This window comes from Bacillus sp. FSL W8-0645, assembly GCF_038007905.1.
GTDB lineage: Bacteria > Bacillota > Bacilli > Bacillales > Bacillaceae > Bacillus > Bacillus pumilus.
Map to the genome: position 1 here is coordinate 2,693,632 of NZ_JBBOYC010000001.1, position 25,162 is coordinate 2,718,793.

General features: G+C 40.9%; 25 protein-coding genes. 9 read left to right on the forward strand and 16 right to left on the reverse strand.

Annotated elements, in window-relative coordinates; genetic code table 11:
* Positions 1-17: 17 nt before the first annotated feature.
* The 7 genes from NST39_RS13845 to NST39_RS13875 form a co-directional block, all read right to left on the reverse strand.
* On the reverse strand, positions 18-1,340 hold the full coding sequence (locus NST39_RS13845) for a CBS domain-containing protein (protein ID WP_341028861.1): 1,323 nt from the start codon (positions 1,338-1,340) through the stop codon (positions 18-20).
* A 147-nt stretch (positions 1,341-1,487) separates the two neighbouring features.
* Positions 1,488-2,171 (reverse strand): metal-dependent hydrolase, encoded by a 684-nt coding sequence (locus NST39_RS13850; RefSeq protein ID WP_065098585.1) that lies wholly within the window; start codon positions 2,169-2,171, stop codon positions 1,488-1,490.
* Positions 2,172-2,238: 67 nt separating this feature from the next.
* Entirely contained in the window at positions 2,239-2,994 is a 756-nt protein-coding gene (locus NST39_RS13855; RefSeq protein WP_044139333.1) for an SDR family oxidoreductase, read from the reverse strand.
* 130 nt (positions 2,995-3,124) lie between these two features.
* Positions 3,125-3,526 carry a hypothetical protein gene (locus tag NST39_RS13860; RefSeq protein ID WP_341028864.1) on the reverse strand — a complete coding sequence of 134 codons (402 nt, stop codon included), beginning with the start codon at positions 3,524-3,526 and terminating at the stop codon, positions 3,125-3,127.
* Between the two features lie 119 nt (positions 3,527-3,645).
* On the reverse strand, positions 3,646-5,019 hold the full coding sequence (gene argH / locus NST39_RS13865; protein ID WP_341028866.1) for an argininosuccinate lyase: 1,374 nt from the start codon (positions 5,017-5,019) through the stop codon (positions 3,646-3,648).
* On the reverse strand, positions 5,016-6,227 hold the full coding sequence (locus NST39_RS13870; protein WP_003216486.1) for an argininosuccinate synthase: 1,212 nt from the start codon (positions 6,225-6,227) through the stop codon (positions 5,016-5,018). Before NST39_RS13870 ends, argH begins: the two co-directional genes overlap by 4 nt.
* A 173-nt stretch (positions 6,228-6,400) precedes the next feature.
* The gene (locus NST39_RS13875) at positions 6,401-6,916 is read right to left on the reverse strand and encodes a MogA/MoaB family molybdenum cofactor biosynthesis protein (RefSeq protein WP_341028867.1); all 516 of its coding nucleotides are present in this window, start codon (positions 6,914-6,916) and stop codon (positions 6,401-6,403) included.
* Between the two features lie 194 nt (positions 6,917-7,110).
* On the opposite strand from NST39_RS13875, the gene NST39_RS13880 reads away from it, so the two are divergent.
* On the forward strand, positions 7,111-8,463 hold the full coding sequence (locus NST39_RS13880; protein WP_341026608.1) for an IS1182 family transposase: 1,353 nt from the start codon (positions 7,111-7,113) through the stop codon (positions 8,461-8,463).
* A gap of 134 nt (positions 8,464-8,597) precedes the next feature.
* Here the strand turns inward: NST39_RS13880 and NST39_RS13885 are convergent, their stop codons facing one another.
* From NST39_RS13885 to sppA, 7 genes are all read right to left on the reverse strand, one after another.
* On the reverse strand, positions 8,598-9,782 hold the full coding sequence (locus NST39_RS13885; protein WP_044139304.1) for an acetate kinase: 1,185 nt from the start codon (positions 9,780-9,782) through the stop codon (positions 8,598-8,600).
* 229 nt (positions 9,783-10,011) lie between these two features.
* Positions 10,012-10,986, reverse strand: a complete 975-nt coding sequence (locus NST39_RS13890) for a class I SAM-dependent methyltransferase (protein WP_044139305.1) — start codon at positions 10,984-10,986, stop codon at positions 10,012-10,014.
* 88 nt (positions 10,987-11,074) lie between these two features.
* On the reverse strand, positions 11,075-11,575 hold the full coding sequence (tpx, locus tag NST39_RS13895; RefSeq protein ID WP_003216787.1) for a thiol peroxidase: 501 nt from the start codon (positions 11,573-11,575) through the stop codon (positions 11,075-11,077).
* A 112-nt stretch (positions 11,576-11,687) separates the two neighbouring features.
* The gene (gene ytfJ / locus NST39_RS13900) at positions 11,688-12,140 is read right to left on the reverse strand and encodes a GerW family sporulation protein (RefSeq protein WP_341028871.1); all 453 of its coding nucleotides are present in this window, start codon (positions 12,138-12,140) and stop codon (positions 11,688-11,690) included.
* Between the two features lie 14 nt (positions 12,141-12,154).
* Complete coding sequence (locus tag NST39_RS13905) at positions 12,155-12,862, reverse strand: DUF2953 domain-containing protein (RefSeq protein WP_044139306.1); 708 nt, start codon at positions 12,860-12,862, stop codon at positions 12,155-12,157.
* Between the two features lie 98 nt (positions 12,863-12,960).
* Complete coding sequence (locus tag NST39_RS13910) at positions 12,961-13,482, reverse strand: RDD family protein (protein ID WP_065098589.1); 522 nt, start codon at positions 13,480-13,482, stop codon at positions 12,961-12,963.
* A gap of 14 nt (positions 13,483-13,496) precedes the next feature.
* The gene (gene sppA / locus NST39_RS13915; protein ID WP_050943576.1) at positions 13,497-14,498 is read right to left on the reverse strand and encodes a signal peptide peptidase SppA; all 1,002 of its coding nucleotides are present in this window, start codon (positions 14,496-14,498) and stop codon (positions 13,497-13,499) included.
* Positions 14,499-14,942: 444 nt separating this feature from the next.
* Between sppA and NST39_RS13920 the strand changes: the two genes are divergently transcribed.
* From NST39_RS13920 to NST39_RS13955, 8 genes are all read left to right on the forward strand, one after another.
* Positions 14,943-15,746, forward strand: coding sequence for an NAD kinase (locus NST39_RS13920; RefSeq protein WP_105926307.1), 804 nt, complete (start codon positions 14,943-14,945; stop codon positions 15,744-15,746).
* 100 nt (positions 15,747-15,846) lie between these two features.
* A complete protein-coding gene (locus tag NST39_RS13925; RefSeq protein WP_341028873.1) occupies positions 15,847-17,289 on the forward strand; it encodes a DEAD/DEAH box helicase in 1,443 nt (480 codons plus the stop codon).
* 189 nt (positions 17,290-17,478) lie between these two features.
* On the forward strand, positions 17,479-18,528 hold the full coding sequence (locus tag NST39_RS13930) for a fatty acid desaturase (RefSeq protein ID WP_065098593.1): 1,050 nt from the start codon (positions 17,479-17,481) through the stop codon (positions 18,526-18,528).
* A gap of 118 nt (positions 18,529-18,646) precedes the next feature.
* Positions 18,647-19,783, forward strand: coding sequence for a sensor histidine kinase (locus tag NST39_RS13935; protein WP_341028877.1), 1,137 nt, complete (start codon positions 18,647-18,649; stop codon positions 19,781-19,783).
* The gene (locus tag NST39_RS13940) at positions 19,780-20,379 is read left to right on the forward strand and encodes a response regulator transcription factor (RefSeq protein WP_341028879.1); all 600 of its coding nucleotides are present in this window, start codon (positions 19,780-19,782) and stop codon (positions 20,377-20,379) included. The genes NST39_RS13935 and NST39_RS13940 overlap by 4 nt, the downstream gene beginning before the upstream one ends.
* 201 nt (positions 20,380-20,580) lie before the next feature.
* Complete coding sequence (locus tag NST39_RS13945; protein ID WP_044139313.1) at positions 20,581-21,501, forward strand: iron-hydroxamate ABC transporter substrate-binding protein; 921 nt, start codon at positions 20,581-20,583, stop codon at positions 21,499-21,501.
* A 110-nt stretch (positions 21,502-21,611) separates the two neighbouring features.
* Entirely contained in the window at positions 21,612-22,301 is a 690-nt protein-coding gene (locus NST39_RS13950) for a response regulator transcription factor (protein ID WP_148660152.1), read from the forward strand.
* Complete coding sequence (locus NST39_RS13955; RefSeq protein ID WP_341028882.1) at positions 22,301-23,305, forward strand: sensor histidine kinase; 1,005 nt, start codon at positions 22,301-22,303, stop codon at positions 23,303-23,305. Before NST39_RS13950 ends, NST39_RS13955 begins: the two co-directional genes overlap by 1 nt.
* Positions 23,306-23,375: 70 nt before the next feature.
* On the opposite strand, the gene NST39_RS13960 is transcribed toward NST39_RS13955, so the two are convergent.
* Together NST39_RS13960 and NST39_RS13965 are read right to left on the reverse strand one after the other, a co-directional pair.
* The gene (locus NST39_RS13960) at positions 23,376-24,614 is read right to left on the reverse strand and encodes an FtsW/RodA/SpoVE family cell cycle protein (protein WP_341028886.1); all 1,239 of its coding nucleotides are present in this window, start codon (positions 24,612-24,614) and stop codon (positions 23,376-23,378) included.
* A complete protein-coding gene (locus tag NST39_RS13965; RefSeq protein ID WP_044139316.1) occupies positions 24,605-24,949 on the reverse strand; it encodes a PadR family transcriptional regulator in 345 nt (114 codons plus the stop codon). The genes NST39_RS13960 and NST39_RS13965 overlap by 10 nt, the downstream gene beginning before the upstream one ends.
* Positions 24,950-25,162: the final 213 nt, after the last annotated feature.

A 25,162-nucleotide genomic window follows, 5' to 3' on the forward strand; every position in this document is an offset into this window, starting at 1 on the left:
TCATCGCCCTTTTATGATTATCCTCTCTCCATGAGCTGCACCATCAGCATCGCTTTACCAACGATATTCGATTGATGATAAACCTCTACTTCCAGCTTTCCAAACTTGCGTCCTACTTCTAAAATATTTGGCTTAATCTGTATCGTGGATTCCATTTGAACCGGTTTTAAGAAGTAGACAGAGAGACTTTCGACAATCAGCTCTCCTTTTTTATGAGACTTTAAGAAGCGGTTGGCGGATTCAATTAAAATTTGCGTGAACACGCCATATGAAATGTTTCCGAGCTGGTTTGTCATTTGTGGTGTGACCTCATATTGATACACGGCATCTGCCTTTGGTTTTTCTGTATCGGTCTCTTTAAACCCTCTTGAGACAACATCATCCAATTTTTCTCCGACCTGTGGCTGCTTTTGAATCATTTGAAGCGCCTTCAGCACGTCCTGACGGCTGATCATTCCAATCAGTTTCGCATAATCATCTACAACAGGCAGCACCTCAATGCCTTCCCATACCATCATTTGAGCAGCAGAAGCGACAGAGGTTTTGCCAATGACTGTCAGTGGGTTTTTCGTCATCACCTTTTCAATCGGTGTGGAGCGGTTATGTCCCGCGATATCCTTTGAGGTGAGAATGCCGTGAATTTTCATTTGGTCGTCTGCGACCGGAAAGCGTCCGTGACCAGTTTCATAATTCTTTTCATACCATTTTTCAAGCTTGTCCTCTGGTGATAAGTACACTGTTCGTTCGATCGGCGTTAAAATATCTTCCACAAGCACAATCTCTTTTTTTATGAGTTGGTCATAAATGGCCCGGTTAATGAGAGCTGCTACGGTAAATGTATCGTAGCTTGTCGATAAGATCGGCAGCTCAAGCTCATCTGCGAGCTGAATGATTTCATCATCTGTTGAGAAGCCGCCCGTGACCAGCACAGCTGCTCCTGCCTCTAATGCTTGTCTGTGGGCATTGATCCGGTTTCCGACAATCAGCAGGTTTCCAGCTGCCGTATAGCGCATCATCGCATCAAGCTCCATCGCTCCGATGACAAATTTGTTTAATGTTTTATGTAAGCCCGCTCGTCCTCCAAGCACCTGTCCGTCAATCACATTGACCACTTCTGCATATGTCAGTTTTTCAATATTTTCTTTTTTCTTCTGTTCAATTCGAATGGTACCAACTCGTTCGATGGTACTAACGAATCCTTTATTTTCAGCATCCTTGATGGCCCGGTAAGCGGTCCCTTCACTCACTTTCATTTCTTTCGCAATACGCCGGACAGAAATTTTCTCTCCGACTTCTAATGAATCAATATACGATAAAATTTGTTCATGCTTTGTCGCCAATCCCGTTCACCCTTTTTGTTTTCAGCGTTTTCATCTAAGTTTCATTATAAGGGCAGGAGGCTTTTAATAGCAATTTGTCTTTTTTTCAGCGCGATACATGTAAACAAAAAAAGCCGGCATTTGAGTGCCGGCTTTTTGCTATGTTGATTAAATCTCTATCCATTCTCCGCTATTTAACACATGACCGACGCCGCCATGCAGGCTGTCTGCAAATGCATGTGGGTCCTGCTCAATCGGCGGGAATGTGCTGTAGTGAATTGGCACGACTTGCTTCGCCCGAAGCCATTCGGCTGCGATTCTTGCATCGTCCGGTCCCATCGTGAAGTTATCACCGATCGGAAGGAATGCAAGCTCAATATGATTCAGCTCACCGATCAGCTTCATATCTGAAAAGAGTGCAGTGTCTCCGGCATGATAAATCGTTTTGCCCTCTGCAGTAAATAAAATACCTGATGGCATACCTGTATACGTAATCGTTTTTGCATCTTCATCAATGATAGCAGAACCATGGAACGCTTGAGTGAGCTTCACTTTACCAAATTCAAACTCACGTCCGCCCCCAATAGAAAGCGGGTGCGTTTTCACCCCTTGCCAGCTTAAATAAGTGGCAAGCTCGAATGGCGCAATAACGAGCGCGTCATTGTTTTTAGCGATTTCAATGGTATCACCGACATGATCTCCATGCCCGTGCGTGAGCAAAATGACATCCGCTTTGACATCTTGCGGTTTGATATCTGTGTGCTTATTTCCATTTAAAAATGGATCAATCCAAATATGGTATCCGTTTGTTTCAATGTGTACGGCTGAATGTCCGTGATATGTAGCTTTCATGTGAGTATATCCACCTTTCGAATTTGATCTCATTTCATCTATTCCCTGTATAAAAAAACTGAAAAACTTAATGTCTGTGAATGACGTTAAGACCACCTGTTGCTTCAATAACGGTTCCTGTAATCAGATCAGAGCGGTCATCGCATAAAAAGGAAATGATGCGCCCGATATCTTCTCCAGTACCAGACCTGCCAATCGGCGTTTCATCATCTTTCATCTGGCGTGCTTCTTCTATTGTCGATTCTTTCATGTCTCCAACGATTTTGCCTGGACAAACCATATTGGCTGTGATGCCATTTTCGGCTTCTTCAATCGCAATGGTTTTCGTAAGTGACGCCAGCCCCACTTTTGCTGCTCCGAAGGCTGATCTGTGCATCCATCCCGGCGCATGGTCTGCGCCTTGGAAGCCATATGTGACAATTCGGCCGAAGCCTTGCTTTCTCATCATTGGGATGACCATACGGAACAAATGGAACACAGCAGATAGGTTGCCTTCCATCATTTGATACCATTCATCTTCGGAATAATCCGCTAGTTTTTTTCGTTCAAAAATATAAGGTCCGGCATTGTTAATCAAGGCATCGATCCGTCCAAATCGCTCGGCTGCCAGCTCGACCATGTTTTTTAAATCTTCTTTGTTTGTCACATCGCCTTGGACAAATTGAAGCTTTTCTTCATATTGCTGCAATTCTTCTTTCATCTGCCGCACAGCTTCATCATCACTTCGATAATTCACTGTCACAGAATACCCCATATTCAGTAAAGACTCGGTGACTTTCCTGCCAAGTCCCTTAGAACCCGCTGTTATTAATGCGTGTCGCACACAATCTCCTCCTAAAACAAAGGTTGCAAGTTCACATGTTTCTTATCTTTACTTTACTATAAACCTGCATCTGGCGCACTTATGAACCCTTTCTGTTATTTCTATTTAGAATGAAAAAATGAAGGATGATTCATCCACTTTTGGATATCCCACGAGCCATGAATATCAAGAAGCAGCGAAACAAAACGATAGAAGGCGTTCCTTCTACTTTTTCCATGACATCATAGTGTCTCCCCGCCTTCTTCACTTTACGAACAACTTCCGGAATATGAAAGGAATTCGTATGAGCCAGCTTTTCATTGATTTGTTCGAGATGTTCTGGTCCTGTATGGGCATTTACTCCATAGATCATGTTGATCCCATATACAAATTCACTTTCTACTATTGTCATTTTAGGAGATTTCACCACATATTCCGTTTTGTCTTGTAAGGAGATCAGCCACACATCATTAGCCCGTCCGTCGTACTGTTCTCCTAACGTTTCAACTGATACGATGGGCTGGTCAAACAAAGCCTGAAGCGTTTTCTTCATGAACTGCTGTCACTCCCTCTTCAGCTTAACACTGGTATGTTTTCAAACTTCTCCAATGATGATCAATCTCCTTTTTCCATGAAAAAAAACCATCCGTATCAACGAATGGTTTTGGTCAGTTACGCTAGGCAGGCTTTTGCTTTTTCTAAAGCGAGTTGAATTTGTTTAAATCCAGTTCCACCTGCACTTGTTCTTTTTTCAACAGCAACATAAGGATCAAGAACGGTGTAAATGTCTTCTTCAAAAAGATCGCTCGCTTCTGTAAATTTCTCAAACGGAAGATCACTTAAGTAGATGCCTTTTTGAATGCATGTATACACGAGCTTGCCAACGATTTCGTGTGCTTCACGGAATGGCATGCCTTTTTTCGCAAGATAGTCTGCCACTTCGGTCGCATTTGAGAAATCTTCTTTTGTTGCTTTTTTCATGACATCTTCGTTCACTGTCATTGTTTGAATCATGCCTGTGAAGATTTGCAGGCTGCCAGCAATGGTTTTGACTGTATCAAACATGCCTTCTTTATCTTCTTGCAAGTCTTTGTTATACGTAAGCGGCAAGCCTTTCATAATGGTGAGAAGCCCCATCAGGTTGCCATACACACGGCCTGTTTTCCCGCGGATCAATTCTGCCATATCCGGGTTTTTCTTTTGCGGCATCATGCTACTGCCTGTTGCATATGTGTCATCAAGCTCAATGAATTTGAATTCTTGAGAGCACCATAAAATGATTTCCTCACAAAGACGCGAGAGGTGCATCATCACAAGGCTGCTATTAGACAAAAACTCTAAAATGAAATCCCGATCACTCACGCCATCAAGGCTGTTTTCGTAAATATGATCAAAGCCAAGCAGCTCTGCTGTATATTCACGATCAATTGGGAATGTCGTTCCTGCTAACGCCCCGCATCCAAGTGGAGACACGTTAATTCGCTTCAAAGAATCTTGGAAACGTGCTTTGTCACGCTCTAGCATCCAGAAATAGGCGAGCATATGATGCGCAAAGGAAATAGGCTGTGCACGCTGCAAGTGCGTATATCCTGGAAAAATCGTTTCAACGTGCTGTTCTGCTTTTTCCACTAGCACTGTTTGAAAGGAAGAGATCAGTTCAATGATATGCTCTACTTGGTTATTCAAATATAAATGCATATCGGTTGCAACCTGATCATTCCGGCTTCTCGCTGTATGCAATTTGCCGCCAAGCGGACCAATCTCATCAATGAGCATTTTTTCAAGGTTTAAATGGATGTCCTCATAATCCACTGAGAATTCGAGTTCATTTGCCTCTGCCTTTTTCATGAGCGTATTCAGTCCATCTTTAATGGCAGCGGCCTCGTCATCGCCCAAGATACCGCATGTATTCAGCATACTTGCATGAGCAAGGGAGCCGGTCAGATCTTCTTTGACTAATTGTTTGTCGAAATGAATGGACGCGCCAAACTCATCGACCCATTTTTCTGGTGTTTTTTGAAATCGGCCTCCCCAAAGCTTTTTCATGCTTTAACCTGCTCCTTTTTATTCACGATGCTGTTTACTTTTGTTGGTAAGCCCCAAAGGTTAATAAACCCTACCGCTGCATCATGATCGAATTCATCTGCTTTTGTGTAAGTTGCTAGATTTTCATCATAAAGTGAATATGGTGATTTACGTCCTTCTACAATGGCATGGCCTTTAAATAGTTTCACACGTACAACACCTGTTACGTTCTGTTGTGTTTCTTGTAAGAAAGCATCTAGTGCTCCTTTAAGAGGTGAGAACCATAAGCCATTGTATATTAATTCAGCCATTTTTTGTTCAACGATTGGCTTAAAGTGTGCGACTTCTTTCACTAGTGTTAAATCTTCAAGCTCTTTATGTGCTTTTAGAAGTGTGACAGCACCTGGGCATTCGTACACTTCACGAGATTTAATGCCTACAAGACGGTTTTCAACGTGATCGATTCTGCCAACCCCATGCTGACCAGCGACTTCATTTAAATGAAGGATGAGATCAGATAATGAATACTGAATACCATCAATAGCTGTTGGTTTTCCTTTTTCAAACGTGATTTCAATGATTTCAGGTGTGTCAGGTGTTTTTTCAAGTGGCGTCGTTAAATCATACGCTCCTTCTGGCGGTGCAGCCCAAGGATCTTCTAAAATGCCGCACTCGTTACTTCTGCCCCAAAGGTTTTGGTCGATTGAATATGGGCTGTCTAAGTTAATCGGAATTGGAATACCATGTTTTTGTGCATAATCGATTTCTTCATCACGGGACCATTTCCACTCACGCACTGGTGCAAGAACTTCTAGGTCTGGATTCAACGCTTTAATGGATACTTCAAAACGGACTTGGTCGTTTCCTTTTCCAGTACATCCGTGCGCAACCGCTACTGCATTTTCTTTTTCTGCGACTTCCACTAGTTTTTTTGCAATAAGTGGACGAGATAATGCAGATACAAGCGGATATTTCCCTTCATACATCGTGTGTGCTTGTAAAGCAGTTAGTGCAAATTCCTCTGCGAATTCTTCTTTTGCGTCAATCATGTAAGACTGAACCGCTCCGACTTGAAGTGCTTTTTGTTGAACGAATGCTAAGTCTTTTCCTTCACCTACGTCCAGGCAGCAAGCAACGACTTCGTATCCTTGCTCTTGTAACCATTTAACTGCAACAGAGGTATCAAGACCTCCGGAATATGCTAATACGACTTTTTTATTTTGTGACATGATTGAAAAGCTCCTCTCACTTGTTTTGATTCTGTGAATGTTTTTTGCATAAAAATAAGTTATAATTTATAAACATGCATTTAGTATGTATACACTGTAACAAGGAAAAATTGTTTTTTCAACCCCTTTATGAAAAAAACTCTGCCAATTTTTCTTGGCAGAGTCATTTTGGGCTATTTTTGATCCTTTTCAAGCTCTCGCAAGACGTGAGGAAGCTCAGGAATAATGAGTTTTGTCATGGCTAAACGAACAGCTCCAGTAGAGCCTGGTGTGGCAAAGACCGCTTTTTGGTTAACGACCCCAGCAGTTGCTCTAGACAAGATAGCAGCAGAACCGATGTCTTCTGTATAGCTGAGCATGCGAAAGATTTCACCAAAGCCAGGCAGCTCCTTGGAGAAAAGCGGGGTGATCGCTTCAATGGTGACATCCCTTGCCGCAATACCTGTGCCCCCGTTTAACAAGACGGCATCTATTTTCGGTTCGCCTGTTCCCTCTAACACAGCGTCTTGGATCGCTCCAATGTCATCTTTTACAATATCGTATGCAAGAATGAGATGTCCCTGTTCTTTAAGCAAATCAATCATCAAGCGGCCGCTTTTATCTGTTTCTTTCGTTCTTGTATCACTGACCGTAATGACTTTCACATAAAGCCTCGTTTTCGCCTCACGTTTATGTTCTGTCACGCTCATTTCGCTCCGCTCCCTTTTGCTTCGTATTGGACAACATTATAGCATGCTGCTTTTAACAGAAAAAAGCTCTTTTCCTTTTTGGAAAAGAGCTTCAGGCTGTCGAGAAAATCTCGACAGCTTTATTTTTTCCCTTAAAGTTTCCATTCCCCCGTTTTATAATAGAGAAAAGCATACTAAAGGAAGGTGTTTTTCTCATGTTCCACACTAGAAATTCTTCTCAGCACGAAGCCGAATTTGTATTGCTAGATCAACTGGTCGAAGAGGATCACCTGCTTCGTAAAATTGATCAGTACATTGATTTTTCATTTATTGTAGATAAAGTAAAACCGTATTATAGCGAGAATAAAGGTCGCCCTTCTCTTGATCCACTTATTTTGTTCAAAATGATGTTTATCGGTTACCTGTACGGTATCCGTTCTGAAAGACAACTTGAAAAAGAAATTTACTATAACATGGCGTATAGATGGTTTTTAGGTTTGAACATCAATGACCCCGTTCCCCACCACTCGACCATTAGCTGGAATCGTCGTACTCGATTCAAAGATACAACGATTTTTCAAGACATTTTTGATGAAATTGTGCTTCAAGCCATCAATCATGATATGGTAGGAGGCCGCGTTCTTTTTACTGATTCGACTCATCTTAAAGCCAATGCCAATAAACATAAATATACGAGAAAAACGATTGAACAAGATACCCAAAGCTATATAAATGAATTAGAAGAAGCGGTCCAAGAAGATCGGGTGGCACACGGAAAAAAGCCCTTAAAGGTAAAAGAGGAGGTGCAAACGAAAAAAGACATTCGCCAAAGTACGACTGATCCTGAAAGTGGCTATCTTTATCGTGAAAACAAGCCAGAAGGCTTTTTCTACCTAGACCACCGTACAACGGATATGAAGTACAATATCATCACGGATGCCCATGTCACGCCCGGCAATATCCATGACTCTGTTCCGTATCTTGATCGATTGGATCACCAAATCGCCCGATTTGGTTTTCAAGTAGAAGCGGTTGCCCTTGATTCTGGTTATTTGACAACGCCAATCTGTAAAGGTTTATCCGATCGCCGTATTTTTGGTGTCATCGCACATAGACGCTTTCATCCAACAAGAGGATTATTTGAGAAGTGGAAATTTCAGTATGACTCTGAACATGATCACTACATATGCCCAAATGGTGAGAAGCTATTATATACAACAACTGATCGAAAAGGTTATCGGTTCTACAAATCAGACCCTAAAAAATGCGTATCGTGTCCTTTCCTAGAGAGCTGTACAAGGTCGAAAAATCATCAAAAAGTGATCTCAAGACATGTATGGGAAGAACATAAAGAAAAGATCAGACAAAATCGTCTGTCTGCTTCTGGAAAAGAGCTATATAAAAAAAGAAAAGAAAAAATAGAGCGAAGCTTTGCAGATTCAAAACAACTGCATGGGCTTCGCTACTGCCGGTTGAGGGGAAAACAAAATGTGAGTGAGCAAGTGCTTCTCACAGCTGCCTGTCAAAACATGAAGAAGATTGCCACACACCTAGCGAAGCTAGGCTAGGTGTGTGGGAGGCCTTTTTCATTAAATCTCATCCATCATCATTACGATGAAAATAAAAAAGATTGTAGAAAAACATGAGTTTCTCTACAATCTGAAGCTCTTTTCCTTTTTGGAAAAGAGCTTCTTCATTTTAATTACGCTAAGCGCATAACGTCTCTTGCAATCATGACTTCTTCGTTCGTTGGAATGACGATCACTTTCACAGGAGAGTGCGGGTAGCTGATGAATGCTTCTTCGCCTCTCATGTTGTTAAGAGAAGGATCCCAGTAAACGCCCATGAATTCCAGACCACGAAGTACACGTGCTCTCACTTCTGAACTGTTTTCACCGATTCCAGCTGTGAAGATGATCGCATCTACGCCATTCATTCTCGCTGCATAAGAACCGATGTATTTATGAATACGGCTTGCAAAAATATCAAGAGCTACTTCTGCACGGTCGTTTCCTTCTTCTGTTGCTTCTTCAATATCACGAAGGTCACTTGATAGACCAGACACACCTAAAAGACCACTCTTCTTATTCAAAGTAGAAAGTACTTCTTCAGCTGTATGTCCTGTTTTCTCCATAATAAATGGAATAAGGGCAGGGTCAATGTTACCTGAACGTGTACCCATTGCAACACCCGCAAGCGGCGTGAAGCCCATTGAAGTATCGATTGATTTTCCGCCTTCAACTGCTGCGATACTCGCACCATTTCCAAGGTGACAAGAGATCAAACGAAGCTCTTCAAGAGGACGGCCTAAGAGCTCTGATGCACGCTCTGTGACGAACTTATGGCTTGTCCCGTGGAATCCGTATTTACGAATACCAAAGTTTTTATAGTAGTCGTACGGAAGGCTGTATAGGTAAGACTGCTCTGGCATTGTTTGGTGGAAGGCTGTATCGAACACAGCAATCGCTGGTACGTCAGGCAGAATTTGTTTGAATGCTTTGATTCCTACAACGTTTGCAGGGTTGTGCAGTGGTGCTAGCTCTGAAAGCTTATCAATGTCATTGATGACTTCATCAGTTAAAAGAACAGAGTCGCTGAATTTCTCTCCGCCGTGAACAACACGGTGTCCTACGCCATCAATTTCATTAAAGTCTTTGATGATGTTAAATTCAATTAGTTTTTCAAGTAGCATTTTAACCGCTACTGCATGATCTGGAATATCTGTGACTTCTGTTTTCTTTTCTCCATCTACAGAAATCGTGAAGATACTGTTGTCCATTCCGATTCTTTCAACAAGACCTTTTGTTAAAACGGTTTCTTCTGGCATGTCGAACAATTGGAATTTAAGAGATGAGCTTCCTGCGTTGATTGCAATAATTTTAGACATTCTTGTCGCTCCTTTTACTCAGTTGTTATATAAGGTTTCACGTTTTTTCCGGTGCTATATTCAACCTGTTTGACGGGTCTTTTATAGTTTAACGATTAGTCCGAAAAATATCTGACTTTTTCATTTAAACATTGAAAACTTTGCATTTCAAGTGCACCTTCGAACTGTTATCGCTTACATCGATAAGTCGATATTTTCTGAATAGTAAAATAGCCAGACATCACTCTGGCTATTCTTTCGTTTCTTTTTCTTCTATAAACCACTGGTCTAATTTTCTCATTACACCCACCATTGATTCTTTTTGTGAGAAAGACGGCAGATTGGCAAACAGCATCCGTTTTGGTGCTTCGAGCCCTTCCTTTTTCTTTTGCATCACAAACAAGCTTTTGGCGTGCTTTTTGTCCTTGAACATGGAGACCGGCAGCTGAATTAATGCATTCATATATGCCTGATCTTTGATAAAGTCCTTTAATTGCACGCTTTCTTTTCCTTCAAACAAATCGTTTGGAATGATGAAGAACAAGAATCCGCCTTCTTTTGTATAACGAAGGCTTTGTTCAATAAATAAATAATGCGCAAATGCATGTCCTTCTTTTGCCTTTAATTCATAGTCTGCTGCACGCTCATCATTTGGATAATAACCAACTGGCAGACTGCATACAGTGACATCTACTGGAGAGATCAAAAGCGGCTCAAGACTGTCTTGATGGAAAAGCTCGACTTCCTTCTCTTCCAAGTTCGCCTGTGCCCATGCAATTTTAATGAGTACATCATCAATTTCAGACGCAAAGCCGCGCTTTGTTTCTGCAGTCAGATTATTTAAGACAGCAAGCAGTAAGTTCCCTGTCCCTGCTGCTGGATCAAAGACAACTAGCTCTTTTTGACCTTCTAAAAATTTATTCACCAAATAGCTGACAAACAGCCCGATCGTATCTGGGGTCATCTGACGATTTGGATGGGAAATATCCTTTTGTCCTTTCAATACGGCGAGCTGAAACGCTTTACGAATCTGCTCATGATCATAAGAAGCAAAATCTGCTTTCTCTATTACATCCTTTAGTAAACCGTCTCGATCATTTGCTTGGAAAAAGGCTTCTCCTGCTTCAGCTAATGCCTCAATATAGGAAATGCTTTGATCCTTTTTTAATCGAATAGAAGCTGTATCGAGCAGCTCGAAAATCGTACTTACTTGATCTTTCTGCAATGCTTTTCTCTCCTCGCTTTGTTAAAAGCTATATGTTCTCATTGAAAAGAGCCCCAGTATGAAGCCGGAGCTCTTGTCGATGCTGCTTTTATAACAGTGATTTTGCAGCTTCAATGGCTTTTTCATAATTTGGGTGATTCGTTGCTTCGCTTACGTATTCAGTGTAAACCACTTTCCCATTAGGGTCTAATACGAAAACTGCACGCGCCAATAAACGCAATTCTTTCATATATACACCGAATGCTTCACCAAATGACATATCTCTGTGATCAGATAATGTTTCGACATTTTCAATTCCGTTTGCTCCGCACCAGCGTGCTTGTGCAAATGGAAGGTCTGCACTAATTGTATAGATATTGACCGGGCCTAAACCGGCTGCCTCTTCATTGAAACGTCTTGTTTGTGCGTCACACACACCTGTATCAATAGAAGGAATCACTGAGATGATCGTCACTTTTCCTGTTAAATCCGAAAGTGAAACTTCCCCTAGTGAGTTCGTTAATACCGTGAAATCCGGAGCCTGCTCGCCTACTTTTACTTCATTTCCTACAAGCGTGACAGAACTCCCTTTAAATGTGATCGATGCCAAAACAATTCCTCCCTTATCAAATGTATGGTTCTATCATAGTAGAGAAAGCAAAAAACTGCAAAGCCTAATCTTCGCTTTCGAAAAAAAAGTTAACTGCAGCGCAGCTAACTTTTTAAAGGTCTATGTCATCTAGTTTTCGTTCTTTATGACGGTTCTCCCGTTCATCCTTCTTAAACATGTGCTGAAGACGTTCAATTGCTTGAGGAGCAGAATCCAATATTTTATCAAGCAGATGTGTATGTTCATCCAAATGAAGCATTCGAACGCCGTTTGTTCCGACAATTAAGAAGGCGATTGGTGTAATAGACACACCTCCGCCGCTTCCTCCGCCAAATGGGAGTCTCGGTTCTTTTCGTTCTTGATCATCAGAACGTTTTTCTTTCTTTTGGTTCCCGTTAAATTCACTGCCGCCTGCTGCAAATCCAAAACCAACCTTCGATACAGTGAGGATGACACTGCCGTCAGGTGTTTCGACTGGATCGCCGATGATCGTATTCACATCTATCATTTCTTTTATGTTTTCCATCGCTGTCTTCATAAGACCTTGGATTGGATGATCTGCCATTTTCGGGTTCCTCCTTAAACAGATGATTCATTCTTCGTTGCTTGAAGAGAGGCACTTTTTCTCGCCTTTCTTCCTTTTAACCAATGGACAAGTAAACGAATGGCTGCAAGCATAGCATGTCCAATACGAAAATAAGCTATACATGTAAACTGGGTTTGTGACACATTGTGCTGAAAGGCAGGAATGACTTCATATACCGGTTTATGCTTAAAGGTGAGATGTTCCTGCATAAAGGCAAGCAGTGCTCCTTTCACTGACCACACCCCGCCGGCTGCTACACCTGTTAAAGCGGCGTCATGAAAGCCGATCCATGTTGACCAGTGAAACGATACAATTCTCATGTGAATGAAGAATTTACGCATGATCCGGTTTAAATCGACGATCTCTTTTGTGATGCGCTCCATTTGATGAAGGATTTGCTTCATATCACGTTTTCCCACTTTTTTATGTATGGATTCTTTTTCGTGACTAGGGGTTTTGGCGCTCGCCATTTTCTTTTCACGTATATCAATCGTTTGATCTTCTGGATTGACCCTCACCATCGGAATGTCTTTTTTGAGTCTGATGATTCCATATAAGGTGATGATCTTCAGTGCAAGGTGGTCATTGTCATTTGCATGTGAATAATCCAGTGAAATGGTCACTTTCATGAAGATCAATAAGATCCCAAGGAACAAAAAAGCTGCGATCCAAACGTAAAGCACTGTGCTCACTTCCTCCATAACAAATGATGCTTCCTCTACGATTATGGCTCTCATTCTGGATTTTATACCCAATCATAAAAAAAGAGTTTGACCGGTACCCGGCCAAACTCCTCTGATTATACGTTTGCTTCTGTTTTTTCATATAAATGTTCATGGACGACCACCGTATCGGCAAAGTAATCATGAACCCCTTGCTTTTTCGGTGTGAATCCAACAACAGCATAGAGTACAAAAAGCGTATTAATATAGCGTCCCACAATCTCTCTAAAGAAAATGACATCCCATGCCAGTTTCTTCTCAGGTTGAAGTGAGACCACTTTGATCCCAAACACCATTTTCCCAAGCGTTTGTTGAAAGATTTTCGTCATGATGGCGAAATAAAGCAGGAATACTATCGTCGTTGTGACAGAGAATGGAGAAAACCATCCTCCTCCTTTGGACCAGCCAAACAGACTAAAGATTGGAGAAACCGTCAAATGGTTGACACCCCAGACGACAAGCCAATCAAGAATAAATGCCCAAAACCTAATCCAAAAGCCTGCAAACGCCTGTGCTTCAATCACTGCACGTTTCGCAAAGGCCGGATTCGATTCTTCTTGGCTACGGCTTTCGGTTACTTCATCGAATGTAGAATCCATCTATGATCCCTCCTTTATTTTGAATAGAGATACATCGGTTTAGACCCGTTTGAGCCAGCCAGTGTTTCTTTTAGATTGAGAAAATCAATTTCGCTTTTAAAGAGTTTACTTGCGCTCATATTGAAGAGAGAGTTCCAGCCAAAGCTTTGAGAATAGCTGATCACTGTCGCTCCTTTTAACCCTTTTTCATTTTTCTTCATTGCTTTGATTGCATCTTCATAATATCCAAGCTCATCGACTAATCCGTTCGATTTCGCCTGTGTTCCGTCATAGACCCGGCCGTCAGCAATTTTCTTGACGTTCTGTTTTGACATGCCGCGTCCTTCAGAGATGACTTTGACAAATCCTTCATACGAGTTATCGACCATGCTTTGCATGATGTCGCGCTCATCTTTTGTCATGTCACGATTTGGCGACATGATGTCTTTGAATTTTCCGCTCTTAATTGTTTCGTATTTAATCCCTAAATTATCTGCCAGCTTTGAATAGTTCAAGCTTTGCATGATCACACCTAACGATCCTGTTAATGTTTCAGGTGAAGCAAAGATTTTCTTGGCTGGAGTTGATACGTAGTAACCGCCAGAAGCTGCCATTGAGCCCATGGAGACGTAAATCGGCTTCTTCGCTTTTTTCACTTCTTCTAATTTTTTATGTATTTCTGCACTTTCATAGACACCGCCGCCAGGAGAGTTGACGCGCAGCAGTACACCTTTTACTGAAGCATCATCTTTCGCTTTTTCTAGTTCCTTAAGAAATGCACGATGATCGTAACCTTCTCCGCCTAATAGACTTGATGCGCCGCCATTATCTTGAATGGTTCCATTAATCTCAAGAACCGCTATTTTTCCAGCACCGCTTCCATCCTCTAGTACCTTTTCTTCTATTTCATCCCCAAATTGATAGCTCATTTTATTGTCATTGAAGCTTTCATACAAAGCCGTCGTGACACTAATCACAATTGAAAATCCGAAAACTCCAAGTGCAATGATTAACGCTACCCATCTTTTCGCATTCATCTTTTTCTCCTCCTTTTTGTCTCTCTTCATTGATACGAATATTCACATGAAATGTTTCACAGGAATTGTGGTTTTTTACATTTCATTTCATCATATGATAGCACCTCTCTTTATTCACGATCAACTTTACATCGTCTGCCAAATGATACGCATGACGAAAAATTGGCTTTTTTCTCCTCTCGCTGCATCTAATAGTCTAGAGCTTCACCACAACGAAACACCTAATCCACTCTTTCATGAGAAAACAGCTATTCAATTATGCTCAAATTCTGCCCTTTTCAAATCCCTTACATTGACTCATTTCTAAAAATGAATGCCACCATCATGAAGGTTTTTCTAATGTTTTTACTTTCATATGAAAAAAGTGTAAAATGTGAGCAAGGCTTCATATGTAAGCCCTTTATTACTCTAAATCTACTTTTGACAACGAAGGGGAGAACGTCAATGACAGACAATCGTCGCAATGTATTTTTCTTTTACAAAAAAGATCATGAATTGGATGGACACATTTCTTCTCTGGAGAAGCTCGCTACTGAACAAGGCTTTCAAGTCGTAAAGCGTGCAGAAGATGCCCATATTATTGCTTCAATTGGCGGAGATGGCACATTTCTTCAAGCAGTCCGTAAAACGAATTTCCGTGATGACTGCTTGTATGTAGGGGTATCAAAAACAGAGAATTCGCATTTATACTGCGATTTTTCATTAGAACATTTTGATAAAATGATTGATGCCATGAACACTGAACAGATTGAAGTGAGAAAATATCCGATCATTGATGTAAGCGTTGACAGTACAAACCAGTTCCATTGCTTAAATGAACTGTCGATCCGCTCAAGCATTATTAAAACATTTGTGATCGATGTGTATATAGATGATTTCCACTTTGAAACATTTAGAGGAGACGGAATGATTATTTCTACTCCGACTGGCTCAACAGCCTACAACAAATCGGTAAATGGCGCAGTGGTTGATCCGATGCTCCCTTGTATGCAAGTCACAGAGCTCGCATCGCTAAACAACAACTCGTATCGTACACTGGGTGCTCCTTTCATCTTAAGCAGTGACCGCAAGCTAACGCTGAAGGTTGTGCAGGACGGAAACGACCATCCGATTATCGGGCTTGATAACGAAGCGCTTGGCACGAAACACGTCAAACAAATTGACATCGGCCTTTCAGGAAAAGTCATTAAAACGGTAAAATTAAAAGACAACTCCTACTGGGAAAAAGTAAAACGCAGATTCCTTTAATCAAAAAGCTCCTTTACGGGGCTTTTTTTCATGTTTTTTCATTCCCGGTCATGATTATGGTATGATGTCACAAGTATGAATGTACGAAAAGGAGAACACGATGACATTACAACAATTTGATCAATATCCATTAAGCCATGAATTAAAACAAGCGCTAGAAGCACTTCACTTCCATACACCTACACCTGTTCAGCACGAGACATTATCCGTTGCTTTTTCAAGGCAGGATTTGATTGTCAAATCTCAGACTGGCAGCGGCAAGACCGCAGCCTATGGTCTCCCGATTTGTGAAATGGTCGATTGGGCTGAAAATAAACCTCAAGCCCTTATCCTCGTTCCAACGCGAGAACTCGCCATGCAGGTCAAACAGGATCTCACAAGCCTTGGACGATTGAAACGAATCAAAGCCACTGCCATTTATGGAAAAGCCCCTTTCCAAGCTCAAAAAGTAGAGCTTGCACAAAAAAACCACATTGTGTGCGGAACACCAGGACGAGTCTTAGATCACCTTGAGAAAGGTACTCTTTCCTTAGAAAACCTTAAATTTTTCGTGTTAGATGAAGCGGATGAAATGCTGAACATGGGATTTATTGATCAAGTCTCTTCTATTATTCAGTATCTGCCACCAAAGCGCATGTCAATGCTCTTTTCAGCGACCATGTCTGATGAGATGAAGAAATTAAGTGAACAGTTTCTACAATCACCAAAAGTAATTGAAATAGCACGCGCGGAAACGTCTGTACCACAAATCACCCACACCGTGATTGAAACGGAAGAAGAAGCGAAATTCTCTCTTCTTCAGCGTACGATCGTCATTGAAAATCCAGATAGCTGCATTATTTTCTGTAATACACAGGACCGAGTGAATGAACTCACGATAAAGCTGGATGAATGGGATGTGCCTTGTGACAAAATTCATGGAGGCATGAGACAAGAAGACCGCTTCGCTGTCATGGATGAATTCAAAAACGGCGAATTCCGTTATTTGATCGCAACCGATATAGCAGCCCGGGGCATTGATGTCAGTGATATGACACATGTGATTCATTATGACCTCCCCTATGAAAAAGAGCGCTATATTCACCGAACAGGAAGAACAGGCAGAGCGGGAAAAAGCGGAAAAACCATTGCGTTTATGACCAATAATGCAAAGCCTCTGATTGATGAATTAAAGCAGGAAGCAGGTATTGATTTCAAGACGCAGCCATACCCAACAAAGGAAGACGCAGAGCAGCATGTAGAACGCTTTGAAGAAAAGATTGAAACGCCGATTCAAAAGGAAAATAAACAGGCAGGCGTTGAAAAGGATATAATGAAGCTTTATTTTAACGGCGGGAAGAAAAAGAAGCTGCGGGCTGTTGATTTCGTTGGGACCATTGCCAAAATAGAAGGCGTTGCCTTTGATGACATTGGGATTATTACCATTCAAGATACAAAAACATATGTCGATATTTTAAACGGTAAAGGCCCTCTTGTGCTGAATGCCATGCGCCACACAACCATTAAAGGCAAGCAGTTAAAAGTTCATGAAGCACGTTCATAAAAAGTGAAGGCTAATCGCCTTTACTTTTTTATTTAAAATAAAATAAGCTTACAAACCCTGATACCGTCAGCCTTTCCTGCAATCAACATGACAAATGTCATATCGAATACATGATGGGTGCTACTATGAGCATGACGCCTTTCCTTCTATACTTTGAAGTAGAAAGAAACGGAAAGGACTTGAACGTTCATGACGACTTCAACAAACACACAGCAGCAAGCGACTTTAAGAAAACAAGTTGGTCAATTTTCTGGTGCTGATTCAAAAAAAAGTATCATGCAACTCCTTAATACATTTATTCCATTTTTGGGGCTTTGGTTTCTTGCCTATTATAGCCTGAACATCTCCTACCTTTTAACCCTCTTCTTTGCGGTTATTGCAGCTGGTTTTTTAGTACGTGTCTTTATTATTTTTCACGACTGCTGCCATCAATCCTTTTTCAGACAGAAGCCGCTGAATCACCTGTTTGGTTTCATAACGGGTGTACTCACCCTTTTCCCTTATCTTCAATGGCAAAGAGATCATTCAATTCACCATGCCACAAGCAGTAATTTAGACAAACGAGGTACTGGCGACATTTGGCTCCTGACAGTCAAAGAATATCAAGAAGCATCAGCTTGGACGAAATTCCGCTACAGATTTTATCGCAATCCTTTTGTCATGTTTATTTTAGGACCGATCTTTGTTTTCCTGTTTCAAAACCGTTTCAACGTCAAAAATGCTCGTAAAAAAGAGCGCTGGAATACCTATTTCACAAACATATCGATTGTTTTGCTCGCAGGGGCGACCTATCTCCTTTTTGGCTGGGAAGGTTTGTTACTTGTCCAAGGTCCAATCTTTCTGATTTCTGGATCAATCGGTGTATGGCTGTTTTATGTGCAGCATACGTTTGAGGATTCTTACTTTGAAGCAGATGAGAATTGGAATTATGTGCAGGCAGCTGTAGAAGGCAGTTCTTTTTACAAATTGCCAAAGCTTCTTCAGTGGTTAACAGGTAATATCGGTTATCACCATGTCCATCATTTAAGTCCGAGGGTACCAAATTATCACTTGGAGCATGCACATGAGCATAGTGAGCCGCTTCAAAATGTTCCAACCATCACTTTAAAAACAAGCATCGAGTCAATGAAATTTAGACTTTGGGATGAAGAAACGAAAGCATTCGTTACCTTTAAAGAAGCACGTCAGACGAGAAGCACACCTGTCATCAAAGGAGACATTCTCAAGAAGAATGCATAAACGACGCAAGCTCTTTCTTACAATAGAAGGAGCTTGTTGGTATTTACAGGATGCGATAACGTGTTCAATTTGATAAAGTAGTGAAAAAGAATGAAAAAATGGAAAAGGTGATTCACGGATGAAAAAACAACTTAAAATTCAAAAATTGCATGGGATATCCCCGTATATATGGGCCATTTTTTTCATCCTTCCCTTTTATTTTATCATTAAGGCTCCTTCGACTTTAGGCATTGTGATCGGCATTATTTTGAACGTTGTCTTTTTCGCTGTCTATCGTTTTGCCTTTATCGCAAAAGGCTGGTCTTTATATGTATTAGGCCTTCTCTTGATTGCGATTTCTACTGGCTATGTCATACTCTACAGCTACATTTATTTCGCTTTTTGCATCGCCTATTTCAATGGGCATATTAAAAGAAAAGTACCTTTCTATATCTTATACTATATTCATGTCGGGAGCGCCGCCATTGCGGTAAACTTCAGTCTGATCTTAAAAAAGGGCTGGTTTCTCACGCAAATTCCCTTGGTTCTCATTACACTCATTAGTGCCATTCTCCTCCCTCTCAGCATTCGAAGCAGGAAGGAACGTGAACGGCTCGAAGAGAAATTAGAAGATGCCAATGAACGTATTGCTGACCTTGTAAAAATTGAAGAAAGGCAGCGCATTGCACGTGATCTGCATGATACCCTTGGACAAAAGCTTTCCCTCATCGGTTTAAAGAGTGATCTTGCACGAAAACTGGTTTATAAAGACCCAGAGCAGGCACGCGCCGAACTGAAAAGTGTCCAGCAAACAGCCAGAACGTCTCTCAATGAAGTGCGGAAAATTGTTTCCTCCATGAAAGGTATTCGGATCAAGGATGAAATGTTGAACATAGAGCAAATTCTCGAAGCGGCCGGGATTGAATTGATCTATGATGAAAAGGAAGCACCGAAACATATCTCTCTTCTCAACGAAAACATTGTGAGCATGTGTATCAAAGAAGCGGTCACCAATATCGTCAAACATAGTGATGCCACATTCTGTAAAATAACCATTCATCAAAAGTCAAAAGAAGCGGTCATCACAGTTGAAGATGATGGGACATTTAAAGGAGATCCCCCCTCCTCTCAAACGAAGGGACATGGCCTTTTAGGGATTAGAGAACGATTGGAATTTGCAAATGGACGCCTTCACCTTGAGACAAAAAATGGGACGAAGCTGATCATGAGCATTCCAAATGATTCAGCAGCAAAAGACAAGGAGGGAATGAAATGATCAACATTTTTATCGCAGAGGATCAGCAAATGCTGCTTGGTGCACTCGGTTCACTACTTGATTTAGAAGATGATATGACGGTTGTTGGAAAAGGCACAAACGGACAGGACGCCATTGATTTTGCTAAAAAACACCCCGTTGATATTTGTTTAATGGATATTGAAATGCCAGGGAAAACGGGACTTGATGCAGCCGAAGAACTCAAGGAATCAGATGTGAAAATCATCATTTTAACGACCTTTGCCCGTTCTGGATATTTCCAAAGGGCGCTGAAAGCTGGCGTTAGCGGCTATATGCTGAAAGACAGCCCAAGCGAAGATCTGGCAAGTGCCATTCGCAGCGTGATGAAAGGAAAAAAGGTATACGCCCCTGAATTGATGGAAGACTTATATAGCGACGAAAATCCTTTAACCCAACGAGAAAAATCCGTCCTTGAACTCGTCGCAGACGGCAAAAACACGAAAGAGATCGCAAAGGAACTCAGCATTAAAAGCGGCACTGTCCGTAACTACATTTCCATTATTTTAGATAAACTAGAAGTGAAAAACCGTATTGAGGCTATCACACGCTCTAAAGAAAAAGGCTGGTTTAAATAAAAAAAAGATCAGGTCATACGGTGCCTTGATCTTTTTTTTCTACCAAAAATCTCCCCTCCTATTTTTTATCACCAACTATCAAAATGTAATTGACAATAGACCGTACTTCTATGATATGATATCCAAGTGATAATAATTATCATTATCACTCATACAATCAAATACCCGGCTAATGTGCCGATTTCAAAGGAGTCTACATTCATGAAGAAAATATTGTTCCCTCTGATGCTCATCTTTGTACTTGCATTGAGCGCATGTGGCAATAGCAGCAGCTCTTCCTCAAATAAAGGAAATCAATCAACATCATCAGACAAGATTACATATGAATCTGAAAATGGCCCTGTGAAGCTGCCAGCGCATCCAAAACGTGTCGTTGTACTTGGTTCCTACACAGGTAATGTCAAGTCACTTGGTGTGAACCTGGTCGGCGTCGACTCTTGGTCAAAAAAGAACCCACGCTTCCAAAAGGAATTAAAAAATGTGGAAGAAGTGTCGGATGAGAATGTGGAAAAAATCATGAAGCTAAAGCCTGATGTCATCATTGGCTTAAGCAATACAAAAAATGTAGAAAAACTAAAAAAAATCGCACCAACCGTCTTGTTTACGTATAACAAAGTCGATTACCTTCAGCAGCATATTGAAATTGGAAAAGTATTAAACAAAGAAAAAGAAGCCAAATCATGGGTAAAAGATTTTAAAGAACGCGCAGCTGAAGCTGGAAAAGAAATCAAAGCAAAAATCGGTAAGGATGCGACGGTTTCTGTATTTGAAAGCGGCACAAAAGATCTTTACGTGTTTGGAGATGCATGGGGCCGCGGCACAGAAATTCTCTACCAAGAAATGAAACTAAAAATGCCTGAAAAAGTGAAAGAAAAAGCATTAAAAGCTGGCTACTATGCAGTTTCGCAAGAGGTCATCCCTGAATTTGCTGGAGACTATATGATCATTAGTAAAAACAGCGAAATGGACAATTCCTATCAAAACAGTGAAATTTACAAGTCCATACCAGCTGTGAAAAAACATCGTGTGTATGTGGCAAATGCAGAAGAATTCTATTTTAATGATCCGCTCACACTCGAGTATCAACTATCATTCTTTAAAAAGCACTTTTTAGGTAAATAAACAGAAGCAAGGGACCCCTTCCCTTGCTTTTTTCTTATCTGCTTCTAGCGGCAGCATCTTTTTTCCGCTACAATGACATACAAGCGAATACAAAAAGTGTGGTGCTGGTTTTGTTTAAAATTCTACTCATTGAGGACGATACAACCCTCTTCCAAGAAATCAAAGAACGTCTAGTCAACTGGTCCTATGATGTTTATGGGATTCACGATTTTCAACAGGTGATGCAGGAATTCACTTCTGTTCAGCCTGATCTCGTCATTATTGATATACAGCTGCCAAAATACGATGGCTTTCATTGGTGCCGGATGATTCGGCATCATTCAAATGTACCAATCATCTTCCTCTCCTCTCGTGACCATCCTGCTGATATGGTCATGTCAATGCAGCTCGGTGCCGATGATTTTGTACAAAAGCCCTTTCACTTTGACGTGCTCATTGCCAAAGTCAGTGCTGTTCTTCGCCGCGTGCATGATTATAATGCAGAACCGGCTAGCCTAAAGGTATGGTGCGGCGCTACGATTGATCTAGAAAAAAACACCGTCACAAATGACCACGGTGAAGTGGAATTAACAAAAAATGAACTGTTTATTCTTAAGGAATTGATTCAGCATAAAAATCATATTGTCAGCCGTGAATCACTCATTCAAGCATTGTGGGAGGATGAACGGTTTGTCAGTGACAACACACTGACCGTAAACGTCAATCGCCTTAGAAAAAAACTAGATGAGATCTCCCTTGGCACCTACATTGAAACAAAAGTGGGCCAAGGCTATCTTGCAAAAGAAAAGGATGATCAATGATGCTGCAAGCATTTTTAAAAGAACGAAGAAGCTGGATCCTGTTCTTTCTTGGTTTGCAGCTCCTCATTCTGCTTGTTGCTTATTTGGATACAACCATTCCAATGGCGTCGCTTTTTTATATTGTGTTATTATCTACGTTTTTCATGATCGTCTTTCTCTTTTTCCGATACCGTAAAGAAACGGCGTATTATGAGCGTCTGAAAGAATGGGACGATCATATTGATCATCAAATGCGGCTCACTCCATCTTCCCCATTTGAACAGCTTGTACATGATGCGACGTCTGAGCAAATTGCCCGCTACAGGCTAATGGCAGCAGAGCAGCAAATCGCCCTTGAAGAAGAGAAGGATGAATTGCTCTCATGGATACATGAAGTGAAAACACCTCTCACAGCGATGCACTTAATGATTGACCGTTTAACAGAACAGCCGCTGAAATCGAATATGACGTACGAATGGCTCAGAATTCATTTATTACTCGATGCCCAGCTGCATCAAAGCAGAATACGTCATATCGAAAATGATTTATTTATTGAACAGCTGGACCTGCAAAGCATCATAGCGAAGGAAATCAAAGCGCTCCAATCATGGTGCATGCAAAAAGGAATCGGCTTTGAAATCACGCTAGAAGAACGTCACGTATTAAGTGATACAAAATGGTTATCCTTTATGATCAGGCAGGTACTCACAAATGCAGTCAAGTACAGTCATTCGTCCGATATTGCCATTGAAAGCAAGAAAATGGATGACCAAGTGATGCTGACGATTACAGATCAAGGCAGAGGAATTGACCCAAGAGACATTCCACGTATTTTTGAAAAAGGCTTTACCTCAACAAGACATCACAATGACACAGCCTCAACAGGAATGGGACTCTATTTAACAAAAAAAGGAGCAGACGCTCTTCATATCAAGATCGAGGTCAACTCCACGATAGATCAAGGCACAACCTTCACCTTCATCTTTCCGAAAAAGAATGATTTTGTGCATATTGCGAGCATGTGACAAAATAGACGAATCAAAATCTCTTCGCATCTGGCTCCCAAGCAAGTGCGAAGAGATTTCACTCTTTGATTTAAGAAATGCTCTCTGCCTCTTGACCCACAACATCTCCCATCTTTCTACGTCTATAAATACTTAAAATCATCCCAACAGCCATCAATTCAAGCAGAATATGAGAACCGCCATAGCTCATGAAAGGCATGGCCAATCCAGAAAAAGGCAGCAAGCCGAAATTAGTAGCAATGCTTAAAATCAATTTTGCTGCAAACACAGCTGCAAAACCTGTCATCAGCATTTTGCCATAAGCCATTTTTACGCGTTTTGTTGAATGAAAGATTCGGTAAATAAAAATGACAAACAACATAAGTACAACGACTCCTGCTAGCCAGCCAAATGAAAAAATGATATATGTAAACATCCAATCAGTGTGAACCTCGGACATTGCAGAAGGAATGATTTGAAGTCCGTTTGAACTAAATTGATGGACTGTGTAAAGTTGTCTACCTGCTTGAAAAAGAGAAAACATTAGATATAAACCGCCTGCTGCTGCCAGCGGAATGATTTGGCTTAAACGTGCACTAGACACATACATCATCGTTAAGCACATGACAAAACAGATGACAGTTGCAGGAAGAAAACCGATAATACTGATTAACATAACTGGTAAAGCCATCACCCCTACTCCAAGCCAAGCTTTAAAACCATTCTCCCAATTCCATGAATGAAAAATACCTGCTAAAGAAACAGCCACAAGAAATGGTACGACCTCCGTCAAATTGATTGAGATATCGCTTAATCTTAAAAACAGAACACCGTTTACTCTTATGCCAAAAATCATCGTCAGAAGCACCATTCCAAGCGTTCCTATGTATAAATGCCAAGAGTATGACAATAAGCGCCGATAATCGAAGGAAAATAAAACAAACATAAGCACTAGTCCAACTAAATAATAGGTGAGACTTTTATAAAAAATATTCATATCTTGAAGATTTGTAAACCCTGAATGAAACTGCAAAAAGTACATGACAAGCAGTCCAAAAGAACAAGCGGCTAACACAAGAAGAATCATTTTAAGATCCATTTGGGTTTTATGTGTTTCATGAAGCTGTGCTCCAAGAATGGCCGCATCCCCAATTTGCTCTAGCGCTTGATCTACAGCCTCTGCTTCAGACATCCCAGCATTCATCGCTTCCTCTTTTAGCGTGTATAGATGATCCATAAGTTCAAGTTTGATTTCCGAATGGACATCTTTATTTTTGACTCGTTTACATACATTCTTCATATACTTTTCAAACTTTTTTTCTAATCCCATGCGATTTTCTCTCCGTTCAACACGCCATCGACTGCATTTTTGAAAACATCCCATTCTTCTTTCTTTTCGTTCATAAATGCTTTTCCTTGTTCATTTATTTTGTAATATTTTCTTTTCCGGTTGCCATTCCCTTCGCCCCAGTAAGAGATAATGAATTCTTTCCCCTCCAAGTTGTGCAAAATAGGATAGATTGTTCCTTCTTTAAAGCTGAAAATACCTTCTGACTTCTCCTCTAATGTTTTGATCATTTCATATCCATACATTGGCTTTTCATTTAACAAGCTTAAAATTAGAGTAGCTGTACTTCCCTTTAAAAGCTCTTTACTTACTTTCATTATTGGTCACTCCCTATACATAGATTTACTATGCATATATTTAATATGCATATCATACATGATTAAAATGACCTTGTAAAGCTCCTCCAAGAAAAATCCAAGAAGATTGATACATAACAATGAAAAACAGATAAAATGAATGTGTGATGATCAGAAATAAACTTAAACAAAATACGTGAACTGTTTAAAAAAACAAGCATGTGACAACAATGT

Bases quoted from the DNA above. Each gene is read 5' to 3' on its own strand.
- NST39_RS13870 (WP_003216486.1), bottom strand. From the start codon at position 6,227: ATGTCACAAAATAAAAAAGTCGTATTAGCATATTCCGGAGGTCTTGAT.
- NST39_RS13860 (WP_341028864.1), bottom strand. From the start codon at position 3,526: ATGAAGAAAACGCTTCAGGCTTTGTTTGACCAGCCCATCGTATCAGTT.
- argH (WP_341028866.1), bottom strand. From the start codon at position 5,019: ATGAAAAAGCTTTGGGGAGGCCGATTTCAAAAAACACCAGAAAAATGG.
- NST39_RS13930 (WP_065098593.1), top strand. From the start codon at position 17,479: ATGACGACTTCAACAAACACACAGCAGCAAGCGACTTTAAGAAAACAA.
- ytfJ (WP_341028871.1), bottom strand. From the start codon at position 12,140: ATGGCAGATCATCCAATCCAAGGTCTTATGAAGACAGCGATGGAAAAC.
- NST39_RS13945 (WP_044139313.1), top strand. From the start codon at position 20,581: ATGAAGAAAATATTGTTCCCTCTGATGCTCATCTTTGTACTTGCATTG.
- NST39_RS13960 (WP_341028886.1), bottom strand. From the start codon at position 24,614: ATGGGATTAGAAAAAAAGTTTGAAAAGTATATGAAGAATGTATGTAAA.
- NST39_RS13935 (WP_341028877.1), top strand. From the start codon at position 18,647: ATGAAAAAACAACTTAAAATTCAAAAATTGCATGGGATATCCCCGTAT.
- NST39_RS13920 (WP_105926307.1), top strand. From the start codon at position 14,943: ATGACAGACAATCGTCGCAATGTATTTTTCTTTTACAAAAAAGATCAT.
- NST39_RS13925 (WP_341028873.1), top strand. From the start codon at position 15,847: ATGACATTACAACAATTTGATCAATATCCATTAAGCCATGAATTAAAA.
- NST39_RS13965 (WP_044139316.1), bottom strand. From the start codon at position 24,949: ATGAAAGTAAGTAAAGAGCTTTTAAAGGGAAGTACAGCTACTCTAATT.
- NST39_RS13880 (WP_341026608.1), top strand. From the start codon at position 7,111: ATGTTCCACACTAGAAATTCTTCTCAGCACGAAGCCGAATTTGTATTG.
- NST39_RS13905 (WP_044139306.1), bottom strand. From the start codon at position 12,862: ATGGAGGAAGTGAGCACAGTGCTTTACGTTTGGATCGCAGCTTTTTTG.
- NST39_RS13940 (WP_341028879.1), top strand. From the start codon at position 19,780: ATGATCAACATTTTTATCGCAGAGGATCAGCAAATGCTGCTTGGTGCA.
- NST39_RS13955 (WP_341028882.1), top strand. From the start codon at position 22,301: ATGCTGCAAGCATTTTTAAAAGAACGAAGAAGCTGGATCCTGTTCTTT.
- NST39_RS13875 (WP_341028867.1), bottom strand. From the start codon at position 6,916: ATGAGCGTGACAGAACATAAACGTGAGGCGAAAACGAGGCTTTATGTG.
- NST39_RS13885 (WP_044139304.1), bottom strand. From the start codon at position 9,782: ATGTCTAAAATTATTGCAATCAACGCAGGAAGCTCATCTCTTAAATTC.
- NST39_RS13850 (WP_065098585.1), bottom strand. From the start codon at position 2,171: ATGAAAGCTACATATCACGGACATTCAGCCGTACACATTGAAACAAAC.
- sppA (WP_050943576.1), bottom strand. From the start codon at position 14,498: ATGAATGCGAAAAGATGGGTAGCGTTAATCATTGCACTTGGAGTTTTC.
- NST39_RS13910 (WP_065098589.1), bottom strand. From the start codon at position 13,482: ATGGATTCTACATTCGATGAAGTAACCGAAAGCCGTAGCCAAGAAGAA.